Genomic DNA, 24,966 nt, shown 5'->3' on the forward strand with positions numbered 1-24,966 from the left:
GCTGGCTCATTTGTTCATGATATGTTCTAATATAAAGCTAACGGCGCGCGAAGAGTCAATCGAATTGCGCCCTATCGGATTCATGAGTTGAATCAAAGGGATTCCGGGATGGACGTACAACGTAAGCTGGAGATCCTGGCGGATGCCGCCAAGTACGACGCCTCCTGTGCCTCCAGCGGCACCGAGAAGCGGGATTCCAGCGACGGCAAGGGCATGGGCTCGACCGCGCCGGGCATGGGCATCTGCCATTCCTACGCGCCGGACGGCCGCTGCATCTCGCTGCTCAAGGTGCTGCTGACCAATGCCTGCAACTACGATTGCCTCTATTGCGTCAACCGCGCCTCCTCCAACGTGCCGCGCGCCCGCTTCACCATCGACGAAGTGGTCAAGCTCACGCTCGACTTCTACCGGCGCAATTACATCGAAGGACTGTTCCTCTCCTCCGGCATCATCCGCAGCCCCGACTACACAATGGAGCAAGTGGTCAGCGTCGCGCGAAAGCTGCGCGAGGAGCATCACTTCCGCGGCTACATCCATCTCAAGACCATTCCGGAAGCCGACGACGCGCTGATCACGGAAGCCGGCAAATATGCCGACCGTCTCTCCATCAATATCGAGATGCCCCAGGAGACCAGCCTGCAGCAATTCGCGCCCGAAAAAGACGTGCGCGCGATCCGCCGCACCATGGGCCGGCTGCGGCTGAAGCTCGACGAAGCCGAGGATATCAGCAGCACCAAGACGAAGGCAAAGCCGCAGCGTTTCGCACCTGCCGGGCAAAGCACACAGATGATCGTCGGTGCCGATGGCGCGAACGATCACACCATTCTCCACACCAGCGCCAATCTCTATGGTTCATACCGGTTGAGGCGCGTCTATTACTCCGCCTTCAGCCCGATCCCCGACGCGAGCCGCGCGTTGCCTCTGGTACAGCCGCCTTTGCTGCGCGAGCACCGGCTCTACCAGGCCGACTGGCTGATGCGGTTCTACGGCTTTGACGTTGCGGAGATCGTCGACGACAGCGCGATGCTGCCGCTCGACATCGATCCAAAGCTCGCCTGGGCGCTGCGCCATCGCGACCGCTTCCCGCTCGACGTCAACCGCGCCAGCCGCGAGGAGCTGCTGCGCGTGCCGGGCTTCGGCACCAAGGCGGTCGAACGCATCATCGCGACGCGACGCACGACCACGATCCGCTTGTCCGATCTCGCGCGGCTGCACGTGCCCCGCAGCAAGGCGCTGCCGTTCATCGTCCTCAGCGATCACCGCCCCTCGCCGCACCGCCTCGACGAGGCGCGGCTGATCGAGCGTTTCAAGCCGAAGGCAACACAATTGGGGTTTGGCTTCTGATGCAGTACATCATCCTCGACACCGAAACCGATTTCGACGGCTGGCGTAAAGCCGCGCGGACGCTCGTACTTCGTCATGTGAATCCTAATGAGGTCACCTGGACCGTGCAGGGCGGCCAAGCGGAGCTGTTCGCACCATCCGCCCCGTCTCCAATCCTCGAGGTGAACGAGGGCACCTTCAGCGTGTCGGCAAAATTCGTCGACCTCGCCCAGGCCGCAATCCTGCATCGCGATAGCGAGCGCTTTGCGATCCTCTATCGCCTGCTCTGGCGCTTGAGGGACAATCACGATCTCATCGAGGTCGCGACCGATCCCGATGTCGCGTTAGCTATCGCGATGGCACGCGCGGTTCATCGCGACGAGCACAAGATGCATGCCTTCGTCCGCTTCCGTGAGATCGGACGCGAACGCGCGGCACATTACGTCGCCTGGTTCGAACCGGAACATCACATCGTCGAGCTTGCCGCGCCGTTTTTCGCCAAACGTTTTGCCGACATGCCCTGGTCGATCCTGACGCCGGACCTCTGCGCACATTGGGACGGTCACGCGCTCTCGTTCACGCCGGGCGTGAGCAAGAGCGAGGCGCCAAGCGAAGACCGGCTCGAGGAAACCTGGCGGCGTTACTACGCCAGCATCTTCAATCCGGCACGTTTGAAGGTGAAGGCGATGCAGGCCGAGATGCCGAAAAAATACTGGAGGAACCTGCCCGAGGCCTCGATCATTAAACCCCTGATCGAGGACGCCGAGCGCATGACCGGCGCCATGATCGCCAACGCCGCAACCGATCCGCACAAGCCTCAAAAGCGGCCGGAGGCTCCGATGAAACGTAAACCTGCCGCCGACGATCTCGAAGCGCTCCGCGAGGAAGCCGCGCATTGCCGCGCCTGCCCGCTCTACAAGGACGCGACCCAGACCGTGTTCGGCGAAGGCCCGAAAGACGCCACCATCATGCTGGTCGGCGAGCAGCCAGGCGACAAGGAAGACCTCGCCGGCCATCCCTTCGTCGGCCCGGCCGGCCAGATGCTGGACCGCGCACTCGCGGAAGCCGGCGTCGACCGCACGAAGGTTTATGTCACCAACGCGGTGAAGCATTTCAAATTCGTGCCGCGCGGAAAGATCCGCCTGCACCAGAAGCCGGCAACGCCGGAGATCAAGGCATGCCGACAATGGTATGAGCGGGAGGTTTCGGCAATTCAGCCCGAGCTGATCGTGGCGATGGGCGCAACCGCCGCACAGAGCGTGTTCGGCAAGATCACGCCCATCGGCAAGACCCGCGGACGGCTCATAGACCTCCCCGACGGACGCAAGACTCTGGTGACGGTGCATCCATCTTATCTGCTGCGCCTGCCTGATCCGGACGCCAAGGTGCTGGAATATCAGCGCTTTGTCGAAGACCTGAAGATCGCCGCCGGCTTGCTGAAAAAGGCTCCGCGCGCCGCCTGACGCAACCCGGATGCATGTCACAAGCCGGGGGAGAACTCGCGCCATTTCAAGTGTCTGCCCGTCATTTCAACCGCCTGTCACATGCCGCGCGCAAAGTTGCGGGCCTTGGGACAGGAGAATTTTCAATGAGTGACGTTGCTTTGCCGGGCTCCATCGAGCCGGCCTTGAGTAAGGGGCCAGACCTCAATCGCGGATTCCATCCGCTCACCGGCGTGATCTATATGGGGGTGATCGCCGCCGCACTGCTCTTCGTCGCCTACAGCATCTGGATCGACGTCGACGCGGCCGGCGCGCAGGTCAAGACCTTAGCTCCTTTCCTCCTGCTCTTCGTCGCGCTTCTGATCGCACTCGGCTTCGAGTTCGTGAACGGCTTCCACGACACCGCCAACGCGGTTGCCACCGTGATCTATACCCGCTCGCTGCCTGCCCATGTCGCCGTGGTGTGGTCCGGCATGTTCAACCTGTTCGGCGTGCTGCTGTCCTCGGGCGCGGTCGCGTTCGGCATCGTCTCGCTGCTGCCGGTCGAGTTGATCCTCCAGGTCGGCTCCAGCGCCGGCTTCGCCATGGTGTTCGCGCTGTTGATCGCCGCCATCATCTGGAACGTCGGCACCTGGTATTTCGGCCTGCCGGCCTCGAGCTCGCATACCCTGATCGGCTCGATCATGGGCGTCGGCATCATGAACGCCATCCTGCACGGCCGCAGCGGCACCTCCGGCGTCGACTGGACCCAGGCCACCAATATCGGCAAGGCGCTGCTGCTGTCGCCGCTGTTCGGTTTCGCGCTCGCCGCCGGCCTCCTCCTGATCCTGCGCACCGTGCTGCTGCGCGCCACGCCCGCTCTGTTCGGCGAGCCGAAGGGCGACCAGCCGCCGCCGTGGTGGATCCGCGGCATCCTGATCCTCACCTGCACGCTGGTGAGCTTCTTCCATGGCTCCAATGACGGTCAGAAGGGCATGGGCCTGATCATGCTGATCCTGATCGGCACCGTGCCGACCGCCTACGCGCTCAACCGCGCGCTGCCGGAGAGCCAGATCGCCGCGTTTAGCCAGAACTCGGAGGCCGCCAGCAAGATTATCGAAGGCAAGGCCGCCGGTTACAGCGTGATCGGCAACCCGCGCCCCGCCGTGACCAACTATGTCGCGCAACACGAGGTCAACGGCGGCACGTTCCCGTCGCTCGCCGTGCTCGTGCGCGACATCTCCAAGCAGGTGACCACCTACGGCTCACTCGCCAAGGTGCCTGCCGACCTCGTCGGCAACACCCGCAACGACATGTACCTCGCCTCGGAAGCGCTGCGTTTCCTGATGAAGGACAAGGAAGCCGAGCTCAGCTCCGCTGACGTGACCGTGCTCAATGCCTACAAGGGCTCGCTCGACAACGCCACGAAGTTCATCCCCGGCTGGGTGAAGATCGCGGTCGCCATCGCGCTTGGCCTCGGCACCATGGTCGGCTGGAAGCGCATCGTCGTCACGGTCGGCGAGAAGATCGGCAAGACCCACCTGACCTACGCGCAGGGCGCCTGCGCCGAGATCACCGCGGCCGCCACCATCGCCGCCGCCGACGTCTACGGCCTGCCGGTCTCGACCACCCACGTGCTGTCGTCCGGCATCGCAGGCACGATGGCCGCCAACGGCTCGGGCCTGCAATGGGCCACGATCCGCAACATCGCGATGGCCTGGGTGCTGACCCTGCCGGCCGCGATGCTGATCTCGGGCGTGCTCTATTATCTGTTCTCCCACGTGTTCTGAGCCGCGACACGGCACAGAAGCAAAGAGGGCCCGTGCGATGCACGGGCCCTTTTCGTTTGAGCTCTCGCTCGGCGCATCAAGACGCTGCGAGCTGTTCCTCGACCAGCTTGACCCAAAATGACGTGCCAAACACGATGGCCTCGTCGTCGAAATTGTAGGCGGGGTGATGCAGGCCGGCGCTGTCGCCGTTGCCGCAGAAGATGAAAGCGCCGGGACGCGCTTCCAGCATATAGGCAAAGTCCTCGCCGCCCATCAGCGGCGGCATCTCGAGCACATTGGCCTCGCCCGCGACCTGCTTGGCAATGCGCGCCGCGACCTCGGTCTCAGCGGCGTAGTTGTTCACGACGGGATAGTTGCGCTTGTAGTGCAGATCGATCTTCGCGCCGGTGATCTGTGCCACGCCCGCCACCACTTCGCGGACACGCTTCTCGACCAGCTTGCGCACCTCCGGCGTCAGCGTGCGGATGGTGCCCCTCAGCGTCGCGGTTTGCGGAATGACGTTGCGGGCGTTGCCGGCGTGGAATTCGCAGATAGAGATCACGGCCGATTCCAAGGGATCGACGCTGCGCGCGACGATCGACTGCAGCGCGGTGATCACCTGAGCACCGACCAGGACGGGGTCGATGCATTTGTGTGGACGCGCGGCGTGGCCGCCGAGGCCCTCGATCATGATATCGACCTCGTCGGTCGCCGCCATGATCGGGCCCGGCCGGATCGCGAACGAGCCGATCGGGATGCCGGGACCGTTATGCATGCCGTACACCTGCTCGATCCCGAAGCGCTCCATCATGCCGTCCTTGACCATGGCCGCGCCGCCGGCGCCGCCCTCTTCGGCCGGCTGGAAGATCACCACGGCATCGCCTGCGAAGTTACGGGTCTCGGCGAGGTAGCGCGCGGCGCCGAGCAGCATCGCAGTGTGGCCGTCATGGCCACAGGCGTGCATCTTGCCCGGAGTCTTGGAGGCGTAAGGCAGGTTGGTCTGTTCCTCGACAGGCAGCGCGTCCATGTCGGCCCGCATGCCGATCACCTTGAGCCCCTCGCCGGCCGGCTTGCTGCCCTTGATCACGCCGACCACGCCGGTCTGGCCGACGCCGGTCACGACCTCGTCGCAGCCGAACTCACGCAGGCGGTCCGCGACGAATGCTGCAGTGCGGTGGACATCATACAGCAGCTCGGGATGCTCATGGATGTCCCGCCGCCAGGCCTGGATATCGGGTTGGAGGTCGGCGACACGGTTCACGATGGGCATGGAGGGGTCTCGAGCTTTGTTGAAATTGCCGGCCTGTCTACCATGCAAGCGGCAGTCCACCCAACTGCCTCTGGCTGGGGCCTAGCCCTGCCCGCGCGGCATGGCCGGGCTTGTCCCGGCCAGCTCCGTCTGCCTATTAGGACAGAACGTTTAGAGACCATCCGGGTGGAAGCAGAATGCCAAGACGGCTCGAAGGTGAGTTTGACTACATTGTCGTCGGCGCCGGCACGGCCGGCTGCATCATTGCCAACCGGCTGTCGGCCGAACCCAAGAACCGCGTCCTCATTCTCGAGGCCGGCGGCGACGACAACTGGATCTGGTTCCACATCCCCGTCGGCTATCTCTTTGCGATCGGCAATCCGCGCTCGGACTGGATGTTCAAGACCGAGGCCGAGCCGGGGCTGAACGGCCGCGCGCTCGCCTATCCCCGCGGCAAGGTGATCGGCGGCTGCTCGGCGATCAACGCCATGATCTCGATGCGCGGCCAGGCCGCCGATTACGATCACTGGCGCCAGCTCGGCATGACCGGCTGGGGCTATGATGACGTGCTGCCACTGTTCAAGCGGCTGGAAGACCACTTCCTCGGCGCAAGCGCAATTCACGGCGCCGGCGGCGGCTGGCGCATCGAGGCGCCGCGGCTGTCCTGGGACGTTCTCGATGCCGTCGGCGACGCCGCAGAAGAAATGGGCATCAAGCGGATCCCCGATTTCAACACCGGCGACAACGAAGGCACGAGCTATTTCCACGTCAACCAGAAGCGCGGCCGGCGCTGGTCGTCGGCGCGCGGCTTCCTCAAGCCGGCGCTAAACCGCCCCAATCTGCGGCTCGAGAAGCATGTACTGGTCGATCGCCTGATCATCGAGCAGGGCCGCGCCGTCGGTGTGCGCTTCATCCAGAACGGCGAGATCGTCGAGGCGCGTGCCAAGCGCGAGGTGATCCTCTCGGCGGGCTCGATCGGCTCGGTGCAGGTGCTGCATCGCTCCGGCATCGGCCCTGCCGACTGGCTGTCTCCGCTCGGCATCGACGTCGTGATGGACAAGCCCGGTGTGGGGCGCAATCTGCAGGACCATCTGCAGCAGCGCGCGATCTACAAGGTCGAAGGCGTGCGGACGCTGAACGAGACCTATTACAATCTGTTCCGTCGCGGCCTGATGGGCCTCGACTATGCTTTCCGCCGCCGCGGTCCACTGACCATGGCGCCATCGCAGCTCGGTATCTTCACGCGCTCCGACGCAACGCGTGCGCGCGCCAACATCCAATTCCACGTGCAGCCGCTGTCGCTCGACAAATTCGGCGATCCCCTGCATCGCTTCCCTGCGATCACCGTGAGCGCCTGCAATCTGCAGCCGACCTCTCGCGGCACCGTGCGGCTACGCTCGGCGACGCCTGACGAGAAGCCGATCATCGCGCCGAACTATCTGTCGACCGATGACGACCGCCAGGTCGGTGCCGACGCCATCCGCACCACGCGCCGCCTGATGCAGCAGAAGGCGCTGGCAAGATATCGGCCGAGCGAATATCTGCCCGGCCCCACCGTCGGCGACGACGATGCCTCGCTCGCCAAAGCCGCCGGCGACATCGGCACCACGATCTTCCATCCCGTCGGCACGGCGAAGATGGGATCGGCGAGCGATCCCATGGCCGTGGTCGACGAACGCCTGCGCTTCCATGGCCTCGCCGGCCTGCGCGTTGTCGACGCCTCGATCATGCCGACGATCACCTCGGGCAATACCAACACGCCGACCGCGATGATCGCCGAGAAGGGCGCAACGATGATCCTGGAGGATGCGAGATAGCATCCAATCAGCATGATCCGTCACCGCTTTTCCATCGGTCCCGCCGACGCAGAGATTGCCATGGTGCAATGGGGCGAGAGCGGCAAACCGCCCGCCCTGCTCGTGCATGGTACCGGCTTCGTCGCCGGCGTCTGGGATGAGGTCGCGTGCGATCTCGCATCGACCCACACCGTCTATGGGCTCGATCGCCGCGGCCACGGCGCAAGCTACAAGCCTCGCGTCTATCACTTTGCTGACTATGCCGAGGATATCTGCCGCGTGATCGACGCGCTGGGCTTGGGCGAGGTCTACGGCATCGGCCACAGCGCGGGCGCAACCGATCTGTTGCTGGCGGCCAAGATGAGACCGGGATGTTTCACACGCCTGTTCGTGATGGAGCCAACCGTGATGAACCCGCATGCAGCGCGCGAGCCGTCGGCCGGATTAAGCGAACAATCGCTGTCCCGCGTGCAGGGCGCGCTGCGCCGGCAGGCGGAGTTCGACAGTCACGAGGCCGTCTTCAAACGCTATCGTGCTGCGCCCGCTTTTGCCGATTGGACCGAAGCTTCGCTCTGGGCCTATGTGCAGCACGGCTTTACGCCACTCGACAATGGCCGGGTGCGGCTCTACTGCACGCCTGAGATCGAGTCCGCGATGCTGCATCCGATCTACGAGGCGATGGAGCAGGTCTATGCCGGCGACGCGCGCGGTAATCCGTTCACCTGGTTCAGCGAGATCGCGTGCCCCGTGATGATGACGACAGCGGAGACGTCGGGGCCGATCTACAAGGAGATGGCTTCGCGCGCGATGGCGCTCATCCCGCACGCCCGCGCCCTCGCCTTCGAAGGCGTCGGCCACTGTGTGGCACAGGAAGCACCCGCCCTTGTGCTGCGGGCGGTCCGGGAATTTTCGGCGTAGATCCTCGGTCATTTCCCGAGCCCCGGATGCAGCGCAGCAGAGTGCGCCGGGCCAAGGGCTCAAACGGCGTATGTGACCCCACCTCACGAAAACGTCATCGACCTCCGCGAATAAACCCGTCCCTCCCCCGATCACCTCCCCGACGCCCAATTCCGGGCCAAAGGAGACGTGCGATGAGCGGACACGATCACGGGGACGACGGCGTCAGCCGCCGCAAGGTGCTGGAATGCATGACATGGGCCGGCACCGGGGTGCTCTGGACCATCACGGGCGGCGTGCCGCGCTCGCTCGGCATCATCGATTCCGCGCAAGCCGCAACCGCCGCGGCACCGGGCATGACCTTCCTCCAGATCAGCGATAGCCATGTCGGCTTCGACAAGCCGGCCAACCCCAATGCGCTGGGCACGCTGGAGGAAGCCGTCAACAAGATCAATGCGATGCCGGTCAAGCCGTCGTTCATGATCCACACCGGCGACATCACCCATCTGTCCAAGGCTTCCGAGTTCGACAACGCCGATCGCATCATCTCGCAGTCCAAGCTGGACGTGCACTACGTGCCCGGCGAGCATGATTTCCTCGACGAAGAGGTGAAGTTCTATCGCGAGCGTTACGGCCGCGGCACCAAGGGTCAGGGCTGGTACTCCTTCGACGCCGGCGGCGTGCACTTCATCGGTCTCGTCAACGTCGTCGACCTCAAGGCCGGCGGTCTCGGCAATCTCGGCGCCGAACAGCTCGCCTGGCTCGAGGACGACCTCCGCGGCAAGTCGAAATCCACGCCTGTCGTTTTGTTCGCGCATATTCCGCTCTGGACCGTCTATCCGGAATGGGGCTGGGGCACCGAGGACGGCGGCCGCGCGCTCGAATACGTCAAGGGTTTTGGCTCGGTCACCGTGCTCAACGGGCACATTCACCAGGTGATGCAGAAGGTCGAGGGCAACGTCACCTTCCATACCGCGCGCTCGACCGCCTTCCCGCAGCCGGCGCCGGGCGCCGCCCCCTCGCCCGGACCGATGAAGGTCGAGGACGCCAAGCTCCGCTCGATGCTCGGGGTCGCCAGCGTCAACTTCAAGCAGAACGAGCAGCGGCTCGCGATCATCGACACGCCGCTCCAGGGTTGATCAGGGCTGAAGAGAAGCTGACCATGAAGACACTCAATCGCCGCGACTTCTCCGTCGCTGTGGCCGCGGCCATCCTGTTACCGGTTACGACCGCCCGTGCCGACGACACCGCCATGGAGGTGCATATCGACAATTTCGTCTTCCAGCCGCCGGAGCTCAAGATCAAGGTCGGCACGACCGTGACCTGGACCAACCGGGACGACATCCCCCACACCGTGGTGTCGGCCGGCAAGTTCAGGTCCAAGACCCTGGACACCGACGACAAGTTCACGTTCACCTTCACCAATGCGGGCGACTACAAGTATTTTTGTTCGTTGCACCCGCACATGACCGGGATGATCAAGGTTGAGTAACGTCTCCAACCAAGGCATCTCTGTCTTGCCCGGTCGGTGGTCCCACGCCGGCCGGGCTCGCGTGCCTTCAGTCAGGCCCCAGACCGACCCAAAGCACGCAACGACGTACGAACCGCAGCAAGAGGCAAAGCGAGAGGCGATGCCGGTCAGTGACGATTTCCAGAAGGCGCAGCGCTTCCGCGAGGCGGCACTGCCCTATCTCGACGACGTCTACACGCTCGCACGTTATTTGCTGCGCGACGCCTCCGACGCGGAGGACGCGGTGCAGGAATGCTATCTGCGCGCACTGAAGCATTTCGACAGCTATCGCGGACCGGCCATGAAGCCCTGGCTGTTCGCGATCCTGCGCAATGTCTGCAACGCCGAATATGCCAGACGCGCACATTCGCACGCCGCGATCGAGGACACGCCCGGTGCCGCCGACCAGACGCCGATGTGGCAGGAGAACGAGGCGAGCCCGGAGACCGAAGTGCTGCGCAGCCGCGACGCCGGCGCCATTCGCAGGATGATCGACGCGCTTGCCGAGCCGTTCAAGGAAACCTTCGTGCTGCGGGAAATCAACAACCTGTCCTATCGTGAAATTGCAGAAGCCGTCGGCGCCCCCGTCGGCACCGTGATGTCCCGCCTCGCCCGCGCCCGCGCCATGCTGCGCGCGGCCTGGACGGCGGAAGAGGAGCATTCGAAATGACCTGCGACGAAGCAAAAATCCTGCTTCATGCGCTGCTCGACAACGAGCTCGATGCCGGCCACGCGCGCGAGGTCGAAGCCCATATCGCCAGCTGCCCGGCCTGCGCAGCCGAACTCGCGGCGCAACGCGAGATGAAGCGCGTGCTGGCCGACACCAAGCTGCGCTACAGCGCGCCGGCAGCCTTGCGTGCCCGTATCGAAGCGTCGATGCCGCAAGCGAGGCCGCAACCGAGCCGTCGCTCCGTGCTGCGCGGCTTCGCGATGGGATCAGCAGTCTCAGCACTCGCCGCCTCCGGCGTCGTCGCCGTCGTGCTGCGCCAGGACGATCAGCAGCGCATCCTCTCGGAGGTCGTCTCGGCGCATCTGCGCTCGCTCCAGGCCGGCCACCTCATCGACGTCGTCTCGACCGACCAGCACACCGTCAAGCCCTGGTTCAACGGCAAGCTCGACGTCGCCCCGCCCGTGATCGACCTCACCGCGCAAGGTTTTACGCTGGTCGGCGGCCGGCTCGACTATGTCGATGCGCGCGCCATCGGTGCCGTCGTCTACCGGCGACGGCAGCACATCATCAACCTGTTCGTGGCGCAGACCGCGAGCACCGAGCACCGGCTGCCGAAGACGCAGACCATGCAGGGCTTCAACTGCCGCCGCTGGGGCGAGCGCGGCCTGAACTTCTGGGCCGTCAGCGATATTGGCGGCGATGAGCTCACCGAGTTCGTCGACAAGTTCGAGGCGGCGATGAAGGCGAATGTGGAGGGGTAGCGCCGGCAGCGGGCGAAGCTCCGCGCCATGGTTCAGAGAGGTGACGCCCCTCACAGTCCTCGCGAGCGCAATTCGGCAGATTGCAGCTCCACGAGGAGGACAGACATGGTTCCGTCACTGATTATCTGCGCCACGTTCCCGTCGATGTTCGCGGCGGGCTGCGCTGCATTGCTGGCCTTCAAGGAGCGCAAGCAATGGATCTGGTTCGCGCTCCTGTCCATCATTGCCGGCTTTGCCGGCCTGATCACGCTGAACATGCTTCATATCTGGGACTACGCCGGGCGTTGCTGATCCACGCAGCCGGCGGAAGATCAGGCCGACCTTCTCACCGCGTTGTCCACCAGCGTCTTGCCGAGCGACCAGATCGCGCCGGGGACCTTGTGGCTGCCGGCGATGACGTCGTCGAACGCCTTCTCGATCCAGCTGCAGTCTTCTTCGGTGATGGTGAGCGGCGGCAGCAGCTTGATGGTGTGGCTGCCGTGACCGGCGACCTGCGTCAGGATCTTGTGATCCTTGAACAACGGCACAGTGATGAGCTGGCAGAACAGGCCCTTGTTGGCGGCCTCCAGCACGTTCCAGGACGCCCGCAACCGCAGCGATTTCGGCGGTCCGAACTCGATGCCGATCATCAGGCCCTTGCCGCGCACTTCTTTCATCAGCTCGTAGCCGGGCACCATGCGGGTGAGCGCGAGGCGAAGCTCGGCGCCGCGCTTGGCGGCGGACTCGATCAGCTTCTCCGATTCCATCACGTCGAGCGTGGCGATGCCCGCGGCCATCGCGAGATCGTTCTTGGAGAAGGTCGAACCGTGCACCACGGCGCGGTCCATCTGGTTGAAGATTTTGTCGAAGATGTTCTTGCGCGTCAGCACGGCGCCGACCGGCACGTGGCCGCCCGAGAGCGACTTCGACAGCAGCACCATGTCGGGCTCGACGTTCCAGTGCTCGACCGCGAGGAAGCGGCCGGTGCGGCCCATGCCGGTCTGGATCTCGTCGGCGACGAACAGCGTGCCGTACTTCTTGCAGAGCGCAGCCGCGCCCGGCAGGAAGTCGTCCGAGGGCATGTTGACACCCTTGCCCTGAATCGGCTCGACGACGAAGGCCGCGACCTCACGCGAGGCCAGCGCCTTCTCCAGCGCGGCGAGATCGTTGAACGGAACCGAGGTGCAGCCCGGCAGCAACGGCTCGAAACCGGTGCGGAAGTTCGAATCACCGGTCAGCGAGAGCGCACCGTAGGTCAGGCCATGATAGCCGTGGGCACAATAGACGATGCCGGGGCGGCCGGTGGCGCCACGCGCGAACTTGATCGCGGCCTCGACGCATTCGGCGCCGGAATTGGCAAAGAACGCCTTGTCGAGATAAGGAACGTACTTCAACAGCCGCTCGGCGAGCACGCCGGCCAGCACCGAGACGTCGAATTGGACGAGATTGGGCAGATCGGCGTCGAGCACGCTTTTCAGCGCATCGCGCATCACCGGATGATTGCGCCCGATCGCGAACACGCCAAAGCCGGACAGGAGATCGAGATAGCGTGCCCCTTCGCGATCGTAGAGGTACTGCCCTTGCCCCTTCTGGAAGCCGACATCGTAGCCGATGGTCTTGAGAACCCGGACGAACTGCTCGTTCAGGTACCGATTATGCAGGGTGCTGCGCTGGGCCTGACGGTCCGCGAACAACTGGGACATGTCTGGATTTGGACTGTGCATCCGCTACATACTTCGATTGAGGGCCGCTTCGTCAACTGAAAACGGTCAGCAAACGGAAAAGGGTCTGTGCGGCCTTTTGCCCTTTTTCGGACCATCTTCGCAAGCACAGCTTTAGACCATGTTGCACTGCCAAGGAACACTCATGCGTTTGGCCATTTACACCGGAATAATACTGGCAGGCGGTTACGTCGGCCTGACACCGGCGCTTGCCGCCGATCCTACCGGCGACTGGCGGGTCGCCGATGGCGTCGCCAATATTCGTGTCGCCCAATGCAATGGGAGCATGTGGGGCGCAGTTTCCTGGGAAAAGCAGCCCGGCGGCCGCGACGAGAACAACCCGGATGTCTCAAAAAAGAACAGGCCGACACTGGGCATGGCGACCCTGATCAACATGAAGAAGACCGCCGGCGCCGAACAGTGGGAAGGCCAAGTCTACAACGCCAAGGATGGTCAGATGTATAGTGCGACCATCACGCCTGCCGGCACGGACCAACTCGAGATCAAGGGCTGCGTGCTGGGCTTCCTGTGCGGCGGAGAGACCTGGACCCGAGTCGGTCCGCCAATCCCCCTGAGCACCGCCAACGCCATGGCCAAGAGCGCGCCAAAAACCACCGGAGCGGCGCCGAAGACCGCGCCGGCGCCAGCTGCCGCCGCAGCACCTGCGCCTGCGACTCCGAAGAGCGCTGCCGCGGCCAAGCCCGGTCAAAAAGGTGCCGCCGATCCCGTCGGCGACATCTGCCTACTCCCTGAGATTGCGGGGCTTGCCCATTAGGGCGGGCTGAAACAACAGCACTGCGGCAAGCGTCGTCACCAGTGAGAGTGCGAGCAGCTTGCCCATGCTGGATGTGCCCGGATGGCTCGACAGCCACAGGCTGCCGAACGCGGTTGCCGTCGTCAGCGCGCTGAAAAAGATTGCGCGCGTCAAGCTGGTCTGAAGCAGGTTTGTCCTGCCGGAGCGCCACGCCACGACGTAATAGATCTTGAACGCGACGCCGACCCCGAGCAGCAGCGGGAACGCGACGATGTTGGCGAAGTTGAGCGGCAGGCCGATCAATACGCAGATCTCGAGCGTCACCGCGCCCGCGACCAGCAGCGGCACCAGCGTCATCAGCACGTCGATGATGCGGCGCAGGGTGATCCACAACAGCAGGCCGATCACCAGCAGCGCATAAATGCCGGCATGGATGAAGGCCCTCACAACGGTGTCGCCGGATTTCAGGATCGAAACCGGACCGCCGATTGCGGTCGGCTCGGCCTCGAGCACGGCGGCGGCGAACTTGCGCAACGTATCATTGTCGTTGGGATCGCCCTTCGGCTGAGCCTCGACGCGGATGATGCCATCCTTGCTCTTCCAGGCGTTGACGAGATCGGGCGGCAGTGACTTCAGGGTCACCGGTTCGGCCTGCATCGCGTTCTTGAGCTGGTCGAACACGATCTTCATCGGCGTTACGAACACGTCCTGCGCCTTGTTGCGGGTCGCCTCATCCGAGTTGGCGAGCTTTTCCAGCGCGTCCGCGAGGCGGCGCGAAGCGACCGCGCCTGGACCCTTGGCGTCGCCTGCAGTGCGCCGCAGATTTTCGACCGAGGATTTCAACGACTCGACATTCTCCTGATCCGACGGCGCCGCGTCGATCTGATCCGGATTAAGCGCGGGGTTCAGAATCTTGGCGCCCTGCGCGATCAGCTTCAGCTTCGGCTGCTGGTCCTGCGGCACGAAACTGTCGAGCGACATCACGCGCAGCACCTCCGGCACCTTCTCGAGCTTCGCCTCGACCTGCTTGGCCTGCTCTTCCGATGTCGTCATCACGTTGATGGCATTGGCGCCGGTGTTGGGATCCTTGCGCAGGTCGAGGAAGGTCGCGATCGATTCGGCCTTCGGATTGCGCAGGTTCATCGGATTGAAGTCGAACTTCATGAAGTAGAGCAGCGGCAGACCGGCGACCGCGAGCAGCAGCGTGCCGCCGACGACCAGCACACGGTACTTCTCCAGGAAATGATCGAGCGGCGCCAGGAAGGCGTAGCCGACCGGCTCCTCCTCGCCCGGCGGATTGAGCAGCTTGAGCATCGCCGGCAGGACGGTGATCGAGGAGATAAACGCCACCAGCATGCCGACGCCGGCGATCTGGCCGAGCTCCGCGATGCCTTTGTAATCGGTCGGCATGAAGCAGAGGAAGCCGGCCGCAGTCGCCATCGCCGCGAGCGACAGAGGCACTGCCGAGCGCTTGGCGGCGAGCACCAGAGCGCCCGGGAGGTCGTTGTGCTTGTAGCGCTCCGAGCGATAGCGGACGCTGTACTGGATGCCGAAATCGACACCGAGGCCGACGAACAGCACCGCGAACGCGATCGAGAGCAAGTTGAACGATCCGACCATCAGCAGGCCGGCGGCCGTCGTGATCGCCAGGCCGACGAAGAGGTTGACGAACACCGCGAAGATGATCTTCGACGAATGCAGCGCCAGCCACAGGATCACGAGCACGACGAGCACCGTGCCGACGCCGTTGACGACGGCTCCTTCCTGGACGGTGGCGTATTCTTCGTTGGCGATCGGGACCGGACCGGTCAGCCGCACGCGCGCCTGGTATTTGGTCGGAAAATCGAGGTCCGCAGCCGCCTTGCGGATCGCATCAGTGGCGTCCTTGCCAGGCTCGAGCGCATTGTAGTCAAGGATCGGCTTGAATTCGATGAAGGCGCGCTTGTCCGAGTCCTGCAGCGGCTGGTCGCTGACGAGCTCACGCCAGGAGAAGGTCGCGTTGCCCTTGTTGAGCACGGTCTCGACCGTCTGCGAGATCTGGTTGAACGGCCGCTCGGTGCTGTCGAGCTTGACCTGCCCGCGCTTGACGCCCGCGAGCCCCGTTTCAAGCGCACCGGTGAGGCCGCGGATCGAGGGATCGCCGGCCATGATCTCGATCAGGGGCGCCGCGGATTCGAACTGGCTGGTGATCTTGCCGACCTCCTCGGTCGGAAGAAACAACAGGCCGTTCTTCTCGAAGAACTCGCCGGTGCCGAGCTGCTGGATCGAGACGAAATTGGTCTTGTCATCCTTCAGCTTGGCATAAAGCGCATCCGCCGCCGCGGTCGTCAGCTCCGGCGTCGCTCCCTCGACGACCGCCAGGATCGTCGCATCGCGGTCGAAGGCTCGGTCGAACTGCTGGTCGCGCTGACGCCAATCGAGATTCTGCGAGATCAGCGAATTGATGTCGGTGTTGATGGCGAAGTGCCGGGACGCGTAATAGCCCGCCCCCACCGCCAGCAGGAGCCCGAGAACGACGACGAGGGAGGCAAACCGGGTGCAGGCCCTGACGATGGCAACGACTACGCTTTGCAGCACTTCTTTTCTTTCTGCGGTTAACAGCTTGCCGAAAACGCCCGCTGTTTAGCGGAGTTCCCGGGCGAAACCTATTGCCGTTTTGGGTCGTTCTCACCGGAACAAGGTTCGAAGTAAACGGCGAAAGACCATGGCAAAATCATGCGGGGCGGCCGGTATAGCCGCGGAGTTGAGGCGGTAAAGTGACGAAGGGGTGAGCAGAAACGGCGTCGTCTTGCCTGCCCGAAATACAGTAATATAATACCTGGAAGCGACTTTCCTGGAACGCCTGACTCATTCCCGCCTTTCCCCATTGCCGATTTTTTGACACAAAGTGCTGTGCCTGCATGCGCCGGAGCCCAGATGGGTGGGCGGTTACCGCGCCCCCGAACCAATGGTGCGGATATTGCAACGCGGCGGGTGCCGCCGGAGACAAGTGAGCGGATTGGTGCAACTTGCGTGATGGACGTCCAATGGAAGTTTATCTAGCGCAGCCGCGCGGCTTTTGCGCAGGCGTGGTGCGCGCGATCGAGATCGTGGAACGGGCCCTGGAGAAATACGGCCCGCCCGTCTACGTGCGCCATGAGATCGTGCACAACAAATACGTCGTCGAAAGCCTCAAGAACAAGGGCGCGATCTTCGTCGAGGAGCTGTCCGAGGTTCCACCGAAGGCGGTGACCGTTTTCAGCGCCCATGGCGTCGCCCGCAGCGTCGAGGAAGAGGCCGCCGCGCGCGACCTTCCGGTGCTGAATGCCACCTGCCCGCTGGTCACGAAAGTTCACAATCAGGGGAAGCGCTACATCACCAAGGGCCGTACCCTGGTCCTGATCGGCCATGCTGGACACCCCGAGGTCGAGGGCACGATGGGCCAGGTTCCGGGGCCGGTTCTGCTGGTCCAGAGTGTCAAAGAGGCCAAAGCCCTGGCGCTGCCGGCAGATACGCCAGTGGCCTACATCACCCAGACCACCCTGTCGGTCGACGACACCAGGGACATTATCGGGGTGCTTCAAGCCAAATTTACAGATATTCAAGGCCCAGACATCCGGGATATCTGCTATGCGACACAGAACCGCCAATCTGCGGTAAGGGACTTGAGCAAGCTGGTCGACGTGATCTTGGTGGTGGGCGCCGCCAATAGCTCGAACTCGAACCGGCTCCGCGAAATCGGCACTGAGGCCGGCGTCGCGAGTTATTTGATCGCCGATGGCCGCGAGCTCAATCCGGAGTGGTTGAAGGGTGCCAGAACCGTCGGCCTCACGGCCGGCGCCTCGGCGCCCGAGGTGCTGGTGGATGACGTGATCGAAGCGTTGCGGCGGATCGGACCGGTGACGGTCTCGGTGCTCCCCGGCCGCGAGGAAAACATCGAATTCAGGCTTCCGGCCCAATTGGCTGCAAGCTGACCTACCCGAATTTCAAGCCCAGAAAGAAACGTGTAATGGCAATCCCCTTCTTCAAGGAAATGCGTATCGGCGGCTATTTGCTCAAGCAGAAACTGCTTGGCCGCAAGCGCTATCCGCTCGTGCTGATGCTGGAGCCGCTGTTCCGCTGCAACCTCGCCTGCGTCGGCTGCGGCAAGATCGATTATCCCGATGCGATCCTCAACCGCCGCATGACGGCGCAGGAGTGCTGGGACGCGGCCGACGAGTGCGGCGCGCCGATGGTGGCTATCCCCGGCGGCGAGCCGCTGATCCACAAGGAGATCGGCGAGATCGTGCGCGGCCTCGTCGCGCGCAAGAAGTTCGTCTCGCTCTGCACCAACGCGCTGCTGCTCGAGAAGAAGCTCGACCTGTTCGAGCCCTCGCCCTACCTGTTCTTCTCCGTCCATCTCGACGGCCTGCGCGACCACCACGACAAGGCCGTGTCGCAGCAGGGCGTGTTCGACCGCGCCGTGTCCGCGATCAAGGCGGCGAAGGCGCGCGGCTTCACCGTCAACGTCAACGCTACCATCTTCGACGGCCACCCGGCCGAGGAGATCGCGAAATTCCTCGACCTCACCGTCGAGCTCGGCGTCGGCGTCTCGATGTCGCCCGGCTACGCCTATGAGCGCGCGCCCGACCAGGAGCACTTCCTCAACCGCACCAAGACCAAGAAGCTGTTCCGCGACGTCTTTGCGATGGGCAAGGGCAAGAAGTGGAATTTCATGCATTCCGGCCTGTTCCTCGACTTCCTCGCCGGCAACCAGGAATACGAGTGCACGCCGTGGGGCATGCCCGCGCGCAACATCTTCGGCTGGCAGAAGCCCTGCTACCTGCTCGGTGAAGGCTACGCAAAGACCTTCAAGGAGCTGATGGACACCACCGACTGGGAGACCTACGGCACCGGCAAGTACGAGAAGTGCGCCGACTGTATGGCCCATTGCGGCTACGAGCCGACGGCGGCGACCGCAGCCCTCAACAACCCGATCAAGGCGATGTGGGTGTCGCTTCGCGGCATCAAGACCTCGGGCCCGATGGCGCCGGAGATCGACATGTCGAAGCAGCGCCCGGCGCAGTACATCTTCTCGGAGCAGGTCCAGAAGAAGCTCTCCGAGATCCGCAAGGACGAAGCCGATGCCGCTGCGGCGAAGGCTGCACGGAAGGCGTCGACCGCCGCGTAAGCGCGCGAGCAGCAATCACAAGAGAAAAGGCCCGGCCGCCAATAGCGACCGGGCCTTTTCTCTTGTCAGCTCGAAGACGCAGCTCAGATCGTCTCCGCCACCAACGCCTCGCTGTCGACGAGCTCCGTGCCGATCAGGAAATCGCGGCAGCCGCGCAAGGACCGCAGTGCGCGGTTGAAGTCGATGCCGGTCGAGACCAGCGCATGCAGGGTGGCCGGATTGCGGACGATGCCGCGCAGCACGGCGGCGAGGTCGATCTGGCCGTTCGGCTTGATGGCGGCGCGGGCGAGCGCCGGCAGCGCGCGGTGGGCGGGGTCACTGATGACGCGGACCGCTGCGAACGGCAAGCCGGCCTCGGCGGCGTAGGCGGCCGCGATGTGGCTTTCCATGTCGACGGCGGAGGCGCCGGTCTCCGAATGCAGCGCTGCCTTGCAGGAGCGGCCCGTGACCACTTCCTCGGCGCCCGCGAGGCTACCGCGCACGACGCGGCGGCGGCCCGAGGTCAGACGATCGATGAGGTCGTCGCTGAGCGACAGGCCGGCCCCCCAGCGGGCATCGCCCGCGAGCACCTCGGTTGCCACCACGACGTCGCCGGAGCGCAGGGTCGGGTCGAGCCCGCCGGCCACGCCGAACGAGATCACACCGCGAATTGTCTCAGGGTCCACCACCGTCAGCAGCGCCCGCAACTGGCTCGGGCTGCTCGACGAGCAAATGACAGCCATCCCGGGCCCAGCAGCAATGCGGGCTTCCTGAACCAGTCCGGTCACGATCAAGATCGGCCGCGGATCAATGGCATTGCCCGCGGTAAAATACTCCCCCGTCCCCAAAGTCACATTCCGACCCCTACCACCCTGCTGTTGGTGCTCCGCAAGTTCCGATACCGAGCCAGCGCCCACAGCGGAAAGAACTTCGGGTAACCATGATACCGCAGATAGAACACGCGGGGGAAGCCTGTGGCGGTGTAGCGGCTCTCGTCCCACAGTCCTTTTCCGTTCTGTGTTGCAATCAGGTACTCCACCCCGCGGGCGACGGCCGGGTGATCAACCTCGCCAGCAGCCATCAGGGCAAGCAAGGCCCATGCCGTTTGCGAGGCGGTCGAGGGGGCGGGTTCCCAGCCCTTGTAGTCCAGCCGGTAGCTGACGGCGTCCTCGCCCCAGCCGCCGTCCTTGTTCTGGATCGAAGCCAGCCAGGCGGCGGCCTTCCGGATCATGGGGTCGTCATGGCGGATTCCGGCCATGTTGAGGGCGCAGAGCACCGACCAGGTCCCATAGATGAAGTTCATGCCCCAGCGGCCGTACCAGGACCCCTCGGGGTGCTGGGTCTTCCTGAGATAGGCGATCCCGTCGGCGACGTGCTTGCTGGTCTTCTCGGTCTCGCCGAGCTGGGCCAGCATCGAGATGCAGCGCGCGGTGACGTCCTCGGTCGGCGGATCAAGCAGTGCGCCGTGGTCGGAGAACGGGATGTTGTTCAGGTAATATTCGAGGTTGTTGACGTCGAAGGCGGCCCAGCCGCCGTCGTCGCTCTGCATGCCCTCGATCCACTCGCGGCCGCGGTCGATGGCGGCGTCATAACCGGTCGCACCGTGCTCCCGGCGCATGCGGTCCATCGACATCACGACCACGGCCGTGTCGTCGAGGTCGGGATAATGGGCATTGTTGTACTGGAACGCCCAGCCGCCCGGACGCACGTCGGGCCGCTTCACCGCCCAGTCGCCCTTCACCTCGAGCTCCTGCCTCGGGATCAGCCAGTCGAGGCCCTGCTTGGCCGCAGGCACTGCCTTGTCACCGCCGGCCTCCAGCAGCGCGTGCGCCGTCAGCGTCGTGTCCCACACCGGCGAGACGCAGGGCTGGCAATAGGCCTCGTCGTCATTGATCACGAGCAGCTTGTCGATGCCCCGGCGCGTGATCGCGCGCGGCGGGAAGCTCTCGTCCTTGCCGAGCGCGTCGTACATCATGACGATATTGGCCATGGGCGGATAGATCGCGCCCATGCCGTCCTCACCGTTGAGCCGCTCCTCGGTGAAGGCGAGCGCGGCATCGATCGCGCGCTTGCGCAGGCTCTTCGGAAACATCGGCTCGATCACGCGCAAGATGCCGTCGAGCGCGCGAAATAGCATGAACCAGGCCATGCTCTGGTGCGGCGCCTTCGCGGTCATGCCGATCGAGCGCGGATCCTGCAGAAACAGCTCGTCGATGCCGACGCCCTTCGGATTCCGCGCCAGCGGCTTAAGGGCAGCGATGACCATCAGCGGCACCATGGTGGTGCGCGCCCAGTAGGAGATCTTGTTGAGATGGAACGGCGACCAGAACGGCAGCAGCACGATCTCGATCGGCAACACCGGCACCGCGCGCCAGGTCACGACGCCGAAGGTTGCGAGCAGGAAACGGGTGAAGACGTTGCTGTTGATCGCGCCGCCGCGTGCATGGATCGCCTCGCGCGCGCGCACCATGTGCGGCGCATCCACGGAATCGCCGATCATCTTCAGCGCGAAGTAGGCCTTCACGCTGGCGCTCATGTCGAACTCGCCGTCATGCACCAGCGGCCAGCCGCCGTGGGCCCCCTGGATGCGGCGCAGATAATTGCCGATCTTGGCCTCGAGCGCGGTGTCGACGGGCTCGGCGAGATAATGGCGCAGCAGGACGTATTCGGCCGGGATGGTGCAGTCGGCCTCGAGCTCGAAGACCCAATGGCCATCGGATTGCTGGAGGCCGATCACGCCTTGCGTCGCCGACGCAATGCTCGATTCCAGGACCTTGGATTCCAAGACCTTCGATTCCAAGATCCTCGATTCCTGGGCTTCGCGGCTGGTCGCGTTCACGGAATCCATGTCGCTCGATTGCTCCGAGTGTCGATTGAAAATGACCGGGACATTGCCCGTCAGGGCCGCTTTTCAGGATCCTTTGGCGGCCAAAACCAGATCGGCAGCGCGATCACCTGACCGGACCGATCCCTCGATCGTTGCAGGCAATCCCGTAGCAGTCCAATCACCGGCAAGGAACAGGTTTTTCAGCGCAGTGACCGGCCCCGGGCGCAGGGCATTCTGGGCCGGGGTTGCCGCAAATGTGGCGCGGCGCTCGCGCACGATCTGCCAAGGAGGTAGCTCGCCGGAGACACCGCCCGCCTTGCAGACGTCGTCCCAGATCGCCTGCGCCAGTTCCTCGCGCGGCATCTCGACCAGGCGGTCGCCATTGCTGATGGTGACGGACAGCCGGTTCGGGAAGGCGAACAGCCATTCCACGACGCCGCCGATCACACCCAGGATCGGCGCCGAACCCGGCGGCGGCTCAAAGCGGAAATGCGCGTTCACGATGGCGCGGAATTCGGTCGGCGCGGTCAGGCCGGGCAGCAGGCTCGTCGCCGCGCGCGGCGGCACCGCCATCACGATCACGTCACCCGCGGCAAGCTGGACCACGTCCTCGCCGCCAAAGTTCAGCGCACTCACTTTGCCGTCAGTGGTGACGAAGGAGCGCAGCTCATGGCCGAGCTGAACGGTGTGGCCGCGCTCCTGCAGAAACTTCACGGCCGGCTCGATCAGCACGGCACTGAGGCCGTCGCGCGCGATCAGCGGACGGCAGGCCTGCCCGCCCGCAAGCAACGTCTCGCGCACGATCGCGCCGGCAAGCCCGGCCGAGCCTTCGGGCGGATCGACGTTGAGCGCCGCGAGCAGCAGCGGTTGCACCAGGCGATGATAGAGCGTGCCTTCGCAAGGAATGGACTTGCCGACCAGTGTCTGTTCCGACGCCCAGATCAGCGGCGCCAGCTTGAGATAATCGGTGAGTCCGGTGTCGGGCACGCGACGGCCCTCGTCGAGCACCCAGGTCGGCAGCCGGCCCGAACCGAGATCAATCTGCCAGCGCTGGCCGGACTTGATGTCGACGAAGGGAAACTGCGCGCTTTCAGGCCCCACCAGGCCCGCCTCGGTGCCGATCGAGCGCGCATAGGCGCGCGCGTGGCTGTTGCCGGACAGCAGCAGATGATTGCCGTTGTCGATGGTGAGGTTGGTGGCGCCGTCGAAATAAGAACGGCAGCGGCCGCCGGCCTGGTGCGTCGCCTCGTGCACGGCGACCTTGTAGCCGGCATTGGCGAGCCGCACGGCGGCGGAGAGGCCGGAAATTCCAGCGCCTATGATGTGAGCTGTGTTTTGCATCAGATGAAAGCGTAGCGGAACAGGATCGCGAAGCGTGTGATCTTCGACACACGCACCGGCTCGCGCGGCGCGTTGAATCCGCGCGCGATCAGGAGGTCCAGAATGGCGTGATAGTACTTCGACATGATCCGCGGCGCCCGCACCGCGCGACGCTTGTTGCGGTTCATGATCTCGTCCGACTTCTCGAAATGCGCTTTCGCGCGCTGCGTCAGCGGCAGGCAGACTTTCGGCAGCGCCCGCTCGGCGATCACGCGGTTCGGATCGTTGGAGGTGATGCCGGCATGCAGCAGCGCCTCGCGCGGCAGATAGAGCCGGCCGAGGCCGGCATCCTCGTCGATGTCGCGCAGAATATTGGTGAGCTGCAGCGCGCGGCCGAGGTGGTAGGCGAGCAGGATGCCATCCTCTTCCGGCAGGCCGAATACCCGCACCGACAGCCGCCCGACGGCGCTCGCGACACGGTCGCAATAGAGATCGAGCGTCGCCATGTCGGGCGCGCGGATGTCCTGCGGCACGTCCATCTCCATGCCGTCGACGATGGCGAGGAAATCCTCGCGCTTCAGCCCGAAGGTTTTGACGGAGGCAACGTAGTCCCTCAACCGCGGCGGCGGATTGCCCTGGTAGAGCGCGTCGATGTCGTTGCGCCATTCCTGCAGCGCTGCGAGCCGCTCGTCGCGCGGGCCGTCGGAATCGGCGATGTCGTCGACCTGGCGGCAGAAGCTGTAGATCTGGAACATCGCCTCGCGCTGGTCGCGCGGCAGGATGCGCATCGCAGCGTAGAAGGAGCTGTTCGATGCGGACGAGCCATAATCGGCGCCGGGCGCGGTCGCCTCAAGCGTCATGGGCAGTCCCCGGATTCGAGAGGGCCTTGCGGCCGACCGCACGGCGGCCGACTTCGCCGATCATGCCGGCAAGGCTGAAGGTGAGAAGTTCGAACTTGTTCAGATGCACACGTTCGCGCAAGGGATCACGCACCTTCAACAGGCGCACGATGCGGTCGGCGTAGGCCTGGATCACCGCGACGTCGACGCCGAGGCGGAAATCCCTGATCTCGGCGCTGAGCGACCTGCCCTCGCCCAGCAACGCTTCGTTGCGCGCCGCGAGGCCCTGAAGACAGGACAGCATCGCCGGCGGCGACTGCGTCAAGCCGAGCTGCTCGACCGAGGCGCCGCTTGCGGCCAGCGCATCGCGCGGCAGGTAGACCCGGTTGAGCTCGCGGAAATCCTTGCCGCAATCCTGGAGGTGGTTGTTGATCTGGAGGCCGGCGCAAAGCGCATCCGACGCGGCCCAAGTCGAGGTGCTCTCGCCATGGACGTCGAGCATGAAGCGACCGACCGGCATCGCCGAATAGCGGCAATAATGGATGACCTCGTCCCAGGTCTCGTAGCGCAGCTTGGTCACGTCCATGCGGAACGCGATGAGCACGTCGAGCGCGTGACGCGGCGCCATGCCGCGCTCGGCCAGCGCACGCCGCAGCGCAACGGCCTCGGCCTGGGTGTCGCCCTTGCCGAGCAGTTCCGCCTCGAGCAGGTCGAGATAACGGAGCTTTTCGTCCGCCGGCAGGGAGGCGTGATCGGCGATGTCGTCGGCAGTCCGGACGAAATTGTAATACGCCAGGATCAGCGCGCGATGACGCGGATGAATGATCCAGGACGCGACGGGAAAATTCTCGTCGCGGTCACCCTTGCCGGATCGCAATTCGCTCGCAGAGGTCATCGAGGGCTGATCAACAATCGTTTGGACAGAAAAGGCTTTTGCGCTCGCGGGCTCGTGCCGGCGACGCCGCCGCGGCCCCCATATAGGGGAATACGGCCGCAAAACCA

The 24,966-nt window shown here is 64.4% G+C and carries 21 protein-coding genes; 13 read left to right on the forward strand and 8 right to left on the reverse strand.

Annotated features, from left to right (window positions below; translation table 11 throughout):
• Positions 1-108: 108 nt before the first annotated feature.
• From ACWAT4_RS27995 to ACWAT4_RS28005, 3 genes are all read left to right on the forward strand, one after another.
• Entirely contained in the window at positions 109-1,344 is a 1,236-nt protein-coding gene (locus ACWAT4_RS27995) for a putative DNA modification/repair radical SAM protein (RefSeq protein ID WP_212300325.1), read from the forward strand.
• On the forward strand, positions 1,344-2,786 hold the full coding sequence (locus tag ACWAT4_RS28000) for a UdgX family uracil-DNA binding protein (RefSeq protein ID WP_449728595.1): 1,443 nt from the start codon (positions 1,344-1,346) through the stop codon (positions 2,784-2,786). Before ACWAT4_RS27995 ends, ACWAT4_RS28000 begins: the two co-directional genes overlap by 1 nt.
• Positions 2,787-2,911: 125 nt before the next feature.
• Entirely contained in the window at positions 2,912-4,534 is a 1,623-nt protein-coding gene (locus ACWAT4_RS28005; RefSeq protein ID WP_212447623.1) for an inorganic phosphate transporter, read from the forward strand.
• A 76-nt stretch (positions 4,535-4,610) separates the two neighbouring features.
• Here ACWAT4_RS28005 and ACWAT4_RS28010 read toward each other — a convergent pair whose 3' ends face one another.
• Positions 4,611-5,783, reverse strand: coding sequence for a M20 aminoacylase family protein (locus ACWAT4_RS28010; protein WP_449728596.1), 1,173 nt, complete (start codon positions 5,781-5,783; stop codon positions 4,611-4,613).
• Positions 5,784-5,959: 176 nt separating this feature from the next.
• Between ACWAT4_RS28010 and ACWAT4_RS28015 the strand changes: the two genes are divergently transcribed.
• From ACWAT4_RS28015 to ACWAT4_RS28045, 7 genes are all read left to right on the forward strand, one after another.
• Positions 5,960-7,579: a GMC family oxidoreductase gene (locus ACWAT4_RS28015; protein ID WP_449728597.1), complete on the forward strand. Its 1,620-nt coding sequence runs from the start codon at positions 5,960-5,962 to the stop codon at positions 7,577-7,579.
• Positions 7,580-7,591: 12 nt separating this feature from the next.
• Positions 7,592-8,476 (forward strand): alpha/beta fold hydrolase, encoded by an 885-nt coding sequence (locus tag ACWAT4_RS28020; RefSeq protein WP_449728598.1) that lies wholly within the window; start codon positions 7,592-7,594, stop codon positions 8,474-8,476.
• 173 nt (positions 8,477-8,649) lie between these two features.
• The gene (locus ACWAT4_RS28025) at positions 8,650-9,594 is read left to right on the forward strand and encodes a metallophosphoesterase family protein (protein ID WP_212425022.1); all 945 of its coding nucleotides are present in this window, start codon (positions 8,650-8,652) and stop codon (positions 9,592-9,594) included.
• Positions 9,595-9,617: 23 nt separating this feature from the next.
• Complete coding sequence (locus tag ACWAT4_RS28030; RefSeq protein WP_212300318.1) at positions 9,618-9,947, forward strand: cupredoxin domain-containing protein; 330 nt, start codon at positions 9,618-9,620, stop codon at positions 9,945-9,947.
• 139 nt (positions 9,948-10,086) lie between these two features.
• Entirely contained in the window at positions 10,087-10,635 is a 549-nt protein-coding gene (locus ACWAT4_RS28035; RefSeq protein ID WP_212447618.1) for a sigma-70 family RNA polymerase sigma factor, read from the forward strand.
• A complete protein-coding gene (locus tag ACWAT4_RS28040) occupies positions 10,632-11,396 on the forward strand; it encodes an anti-sigma factor family protein (RefSeq protein WP_212300316.1) in 765 nt (254 codons plus the stop codon). The genes ACWAT4_RS28035 and ACWAT4_RS28040 overlap by 4 nt, the downstream gene beginning before the upstream one ends.
• A gap of 105 nt (positions 11,397-11,501) precedes the next feature.
• Complete coding sequence (locus ACWAT4_RS28045) at positions 11,502-11,687, forward strand: hypothetical protein (protein ID WP_212303808.1); 186 nt, start codon at positions 11,502-11,504, stop codon at positions 11,685-11,687.
• Between the two features lie 20 nt (positions 11,688-11,707).
• On the opposite strand, the gene hpnO is transcribed toward ACWAT4_RS28045, so the two are convergent.
• On the reverse strand, positions 11,708-13,099 hold the full coding sequence (gene hpnO / locus ACWAT4_RS28050) for an aminobacteriohopanetriol synthase HpnO (RefSeq protein WP_449728599.1): 1,392 nt from the start codon (positions 13,097-13,099) through the stop codon (positions 11,708-11,710).
• 142 nt (positions 13,100-13,241) lie between these two features.
• Here hpnO and ACWAT4_RS28055 point away from each other — a divergent pair, with 142 nt between their 5' ends.
• Positions 13,242-13,871: a DUF2147 domain-containing protein gene (locus ACWAT4_RS28055; protein WP_449728600.1), complete on the forward strand. Its 630-nt coding sequence runs from the start codon at positions 13,242-13,244 to the stop codon at positions 13,869-13,871.
• On the opposite strand, the gene hpnN is transcribed toward ACWAT4_RS28055, so the two are convergent.
• Complete coding sequence (gene hpnN, locus ACWAT4_RS28060) at positions 13,839-16,427, reverse strand: hopanoid transporter HpnN (protein WP_212303805.1); 2,589 nt, start codon at positions 16,425-16,427, stop codon at positions 13,839-13,841. The genes ACWAT4_RS28055 and hpnN overlap by 33 nt on opposite strands.
• 449 nt (positions 16,428-16,876) lie before the next feature.
• Here hpnN and ispH point away from each other — a divergent pair, with 449 nt between their 5' ends.
• The gene (ispH, locus tag ACWAT4_RS28065) at positions 16,877-17,803 is read left to right on the forward strand and encodes a 4-hydroxy-3-methylbut-2-enyl diphosphate reductase (RefSeq protein ID WP_212447614.1); all 927 of its coding nucleotides are present in this window, start codon (positions 16,877-16,879) and stop codon (positions 17,801-17,803) included.
• Positions 17,804-17,838: 35 nt separating this feature from the next.
• Entirely contained in the window at positions 17,839-18,999 is a 1,161-nt protein-coding gene (gene hpnH / locus ACWAT4_RS28070) for an adenosyl-hopene transferase HpnH (protein ID WP_212303804.1), read from the forward strand.
• 83 nt (positions 19,000-19,082) lie between these two features.
• On the opposite strand, the gene ACWAT4_RS28075 is transcribed toward hpnH, so the two are convergent.
• From ACWAT4_RS28075 to hpnC, 5 genes are all read right to left on the reverse strand, one after another.
• Positions 19,083-19,832: a phosphorylase gene (locus tag ACWAT4_RS28075; protein WP_449728602.1), complete on the reverse strand. Its 750-nt coding sequence runs from the start codon at positions 19,830-19,832 to the stop codon at positions 19,083-19,085.
• Entirely contained in the window at positions 19,829-21,826 is a 1,998-nt protein-coding gene (gene shc / locus ACWAT4_RS28080) for a squalene--hopene cyclase (protein ID WP_212303802.1), read from the reverse strand. The genes ACWAT4_RS28075 and shc overlap by 4 nt, the downstream gene beginning before the upstream one ends.
• Before the next feature lie 63 nt (positions 21,827-21,889).
• Positions 21,890-23,146, reverse strand: a complete 1,257-nt coding sequence (hpnE, locus tag ACWAT4_RS28085; RefSeq protein ID WP_212303801.1) for a hydroxysqualene dehydroxylase HpnE — start codon at positions 23,144-23,146, stop codon at positions 21,890-21,892.
• The gene (hpnD, locus tag ACWAT4_RS28090) at positions 23,146-23,985 is read right to left on the reverse strand and encodes a presqualene diphosphate synthase HpnD (protein WP_212425013.1); all 840 of its coding nucleotides are present in this window, start codon (positions 23,983-23,985) and stop codon (positions 23,146-23,148) included. Before hpnD ends, hpnE begins: the two co-directional genes overlap by 1 nt.
• Positions 23,975-24,859, reverse strand: a complete 885-nt coding sequence (hpnC, locus tag ACWAT4_RS28095; protein WP_449728603.1) for a squalene synthase HpnC — start codon at positions 24,857-24,859, stop codon at positions 23,975-23,977. Before hpnC ends, hpnD begins: the two co-directional genes overlap by 11 nt.
• Positions 24,860-24,966 lie beyond the last annotated feature (107 nt).

This window comes from Bradyrhizobium sp. T-1 (assembly GCF_053592855.1).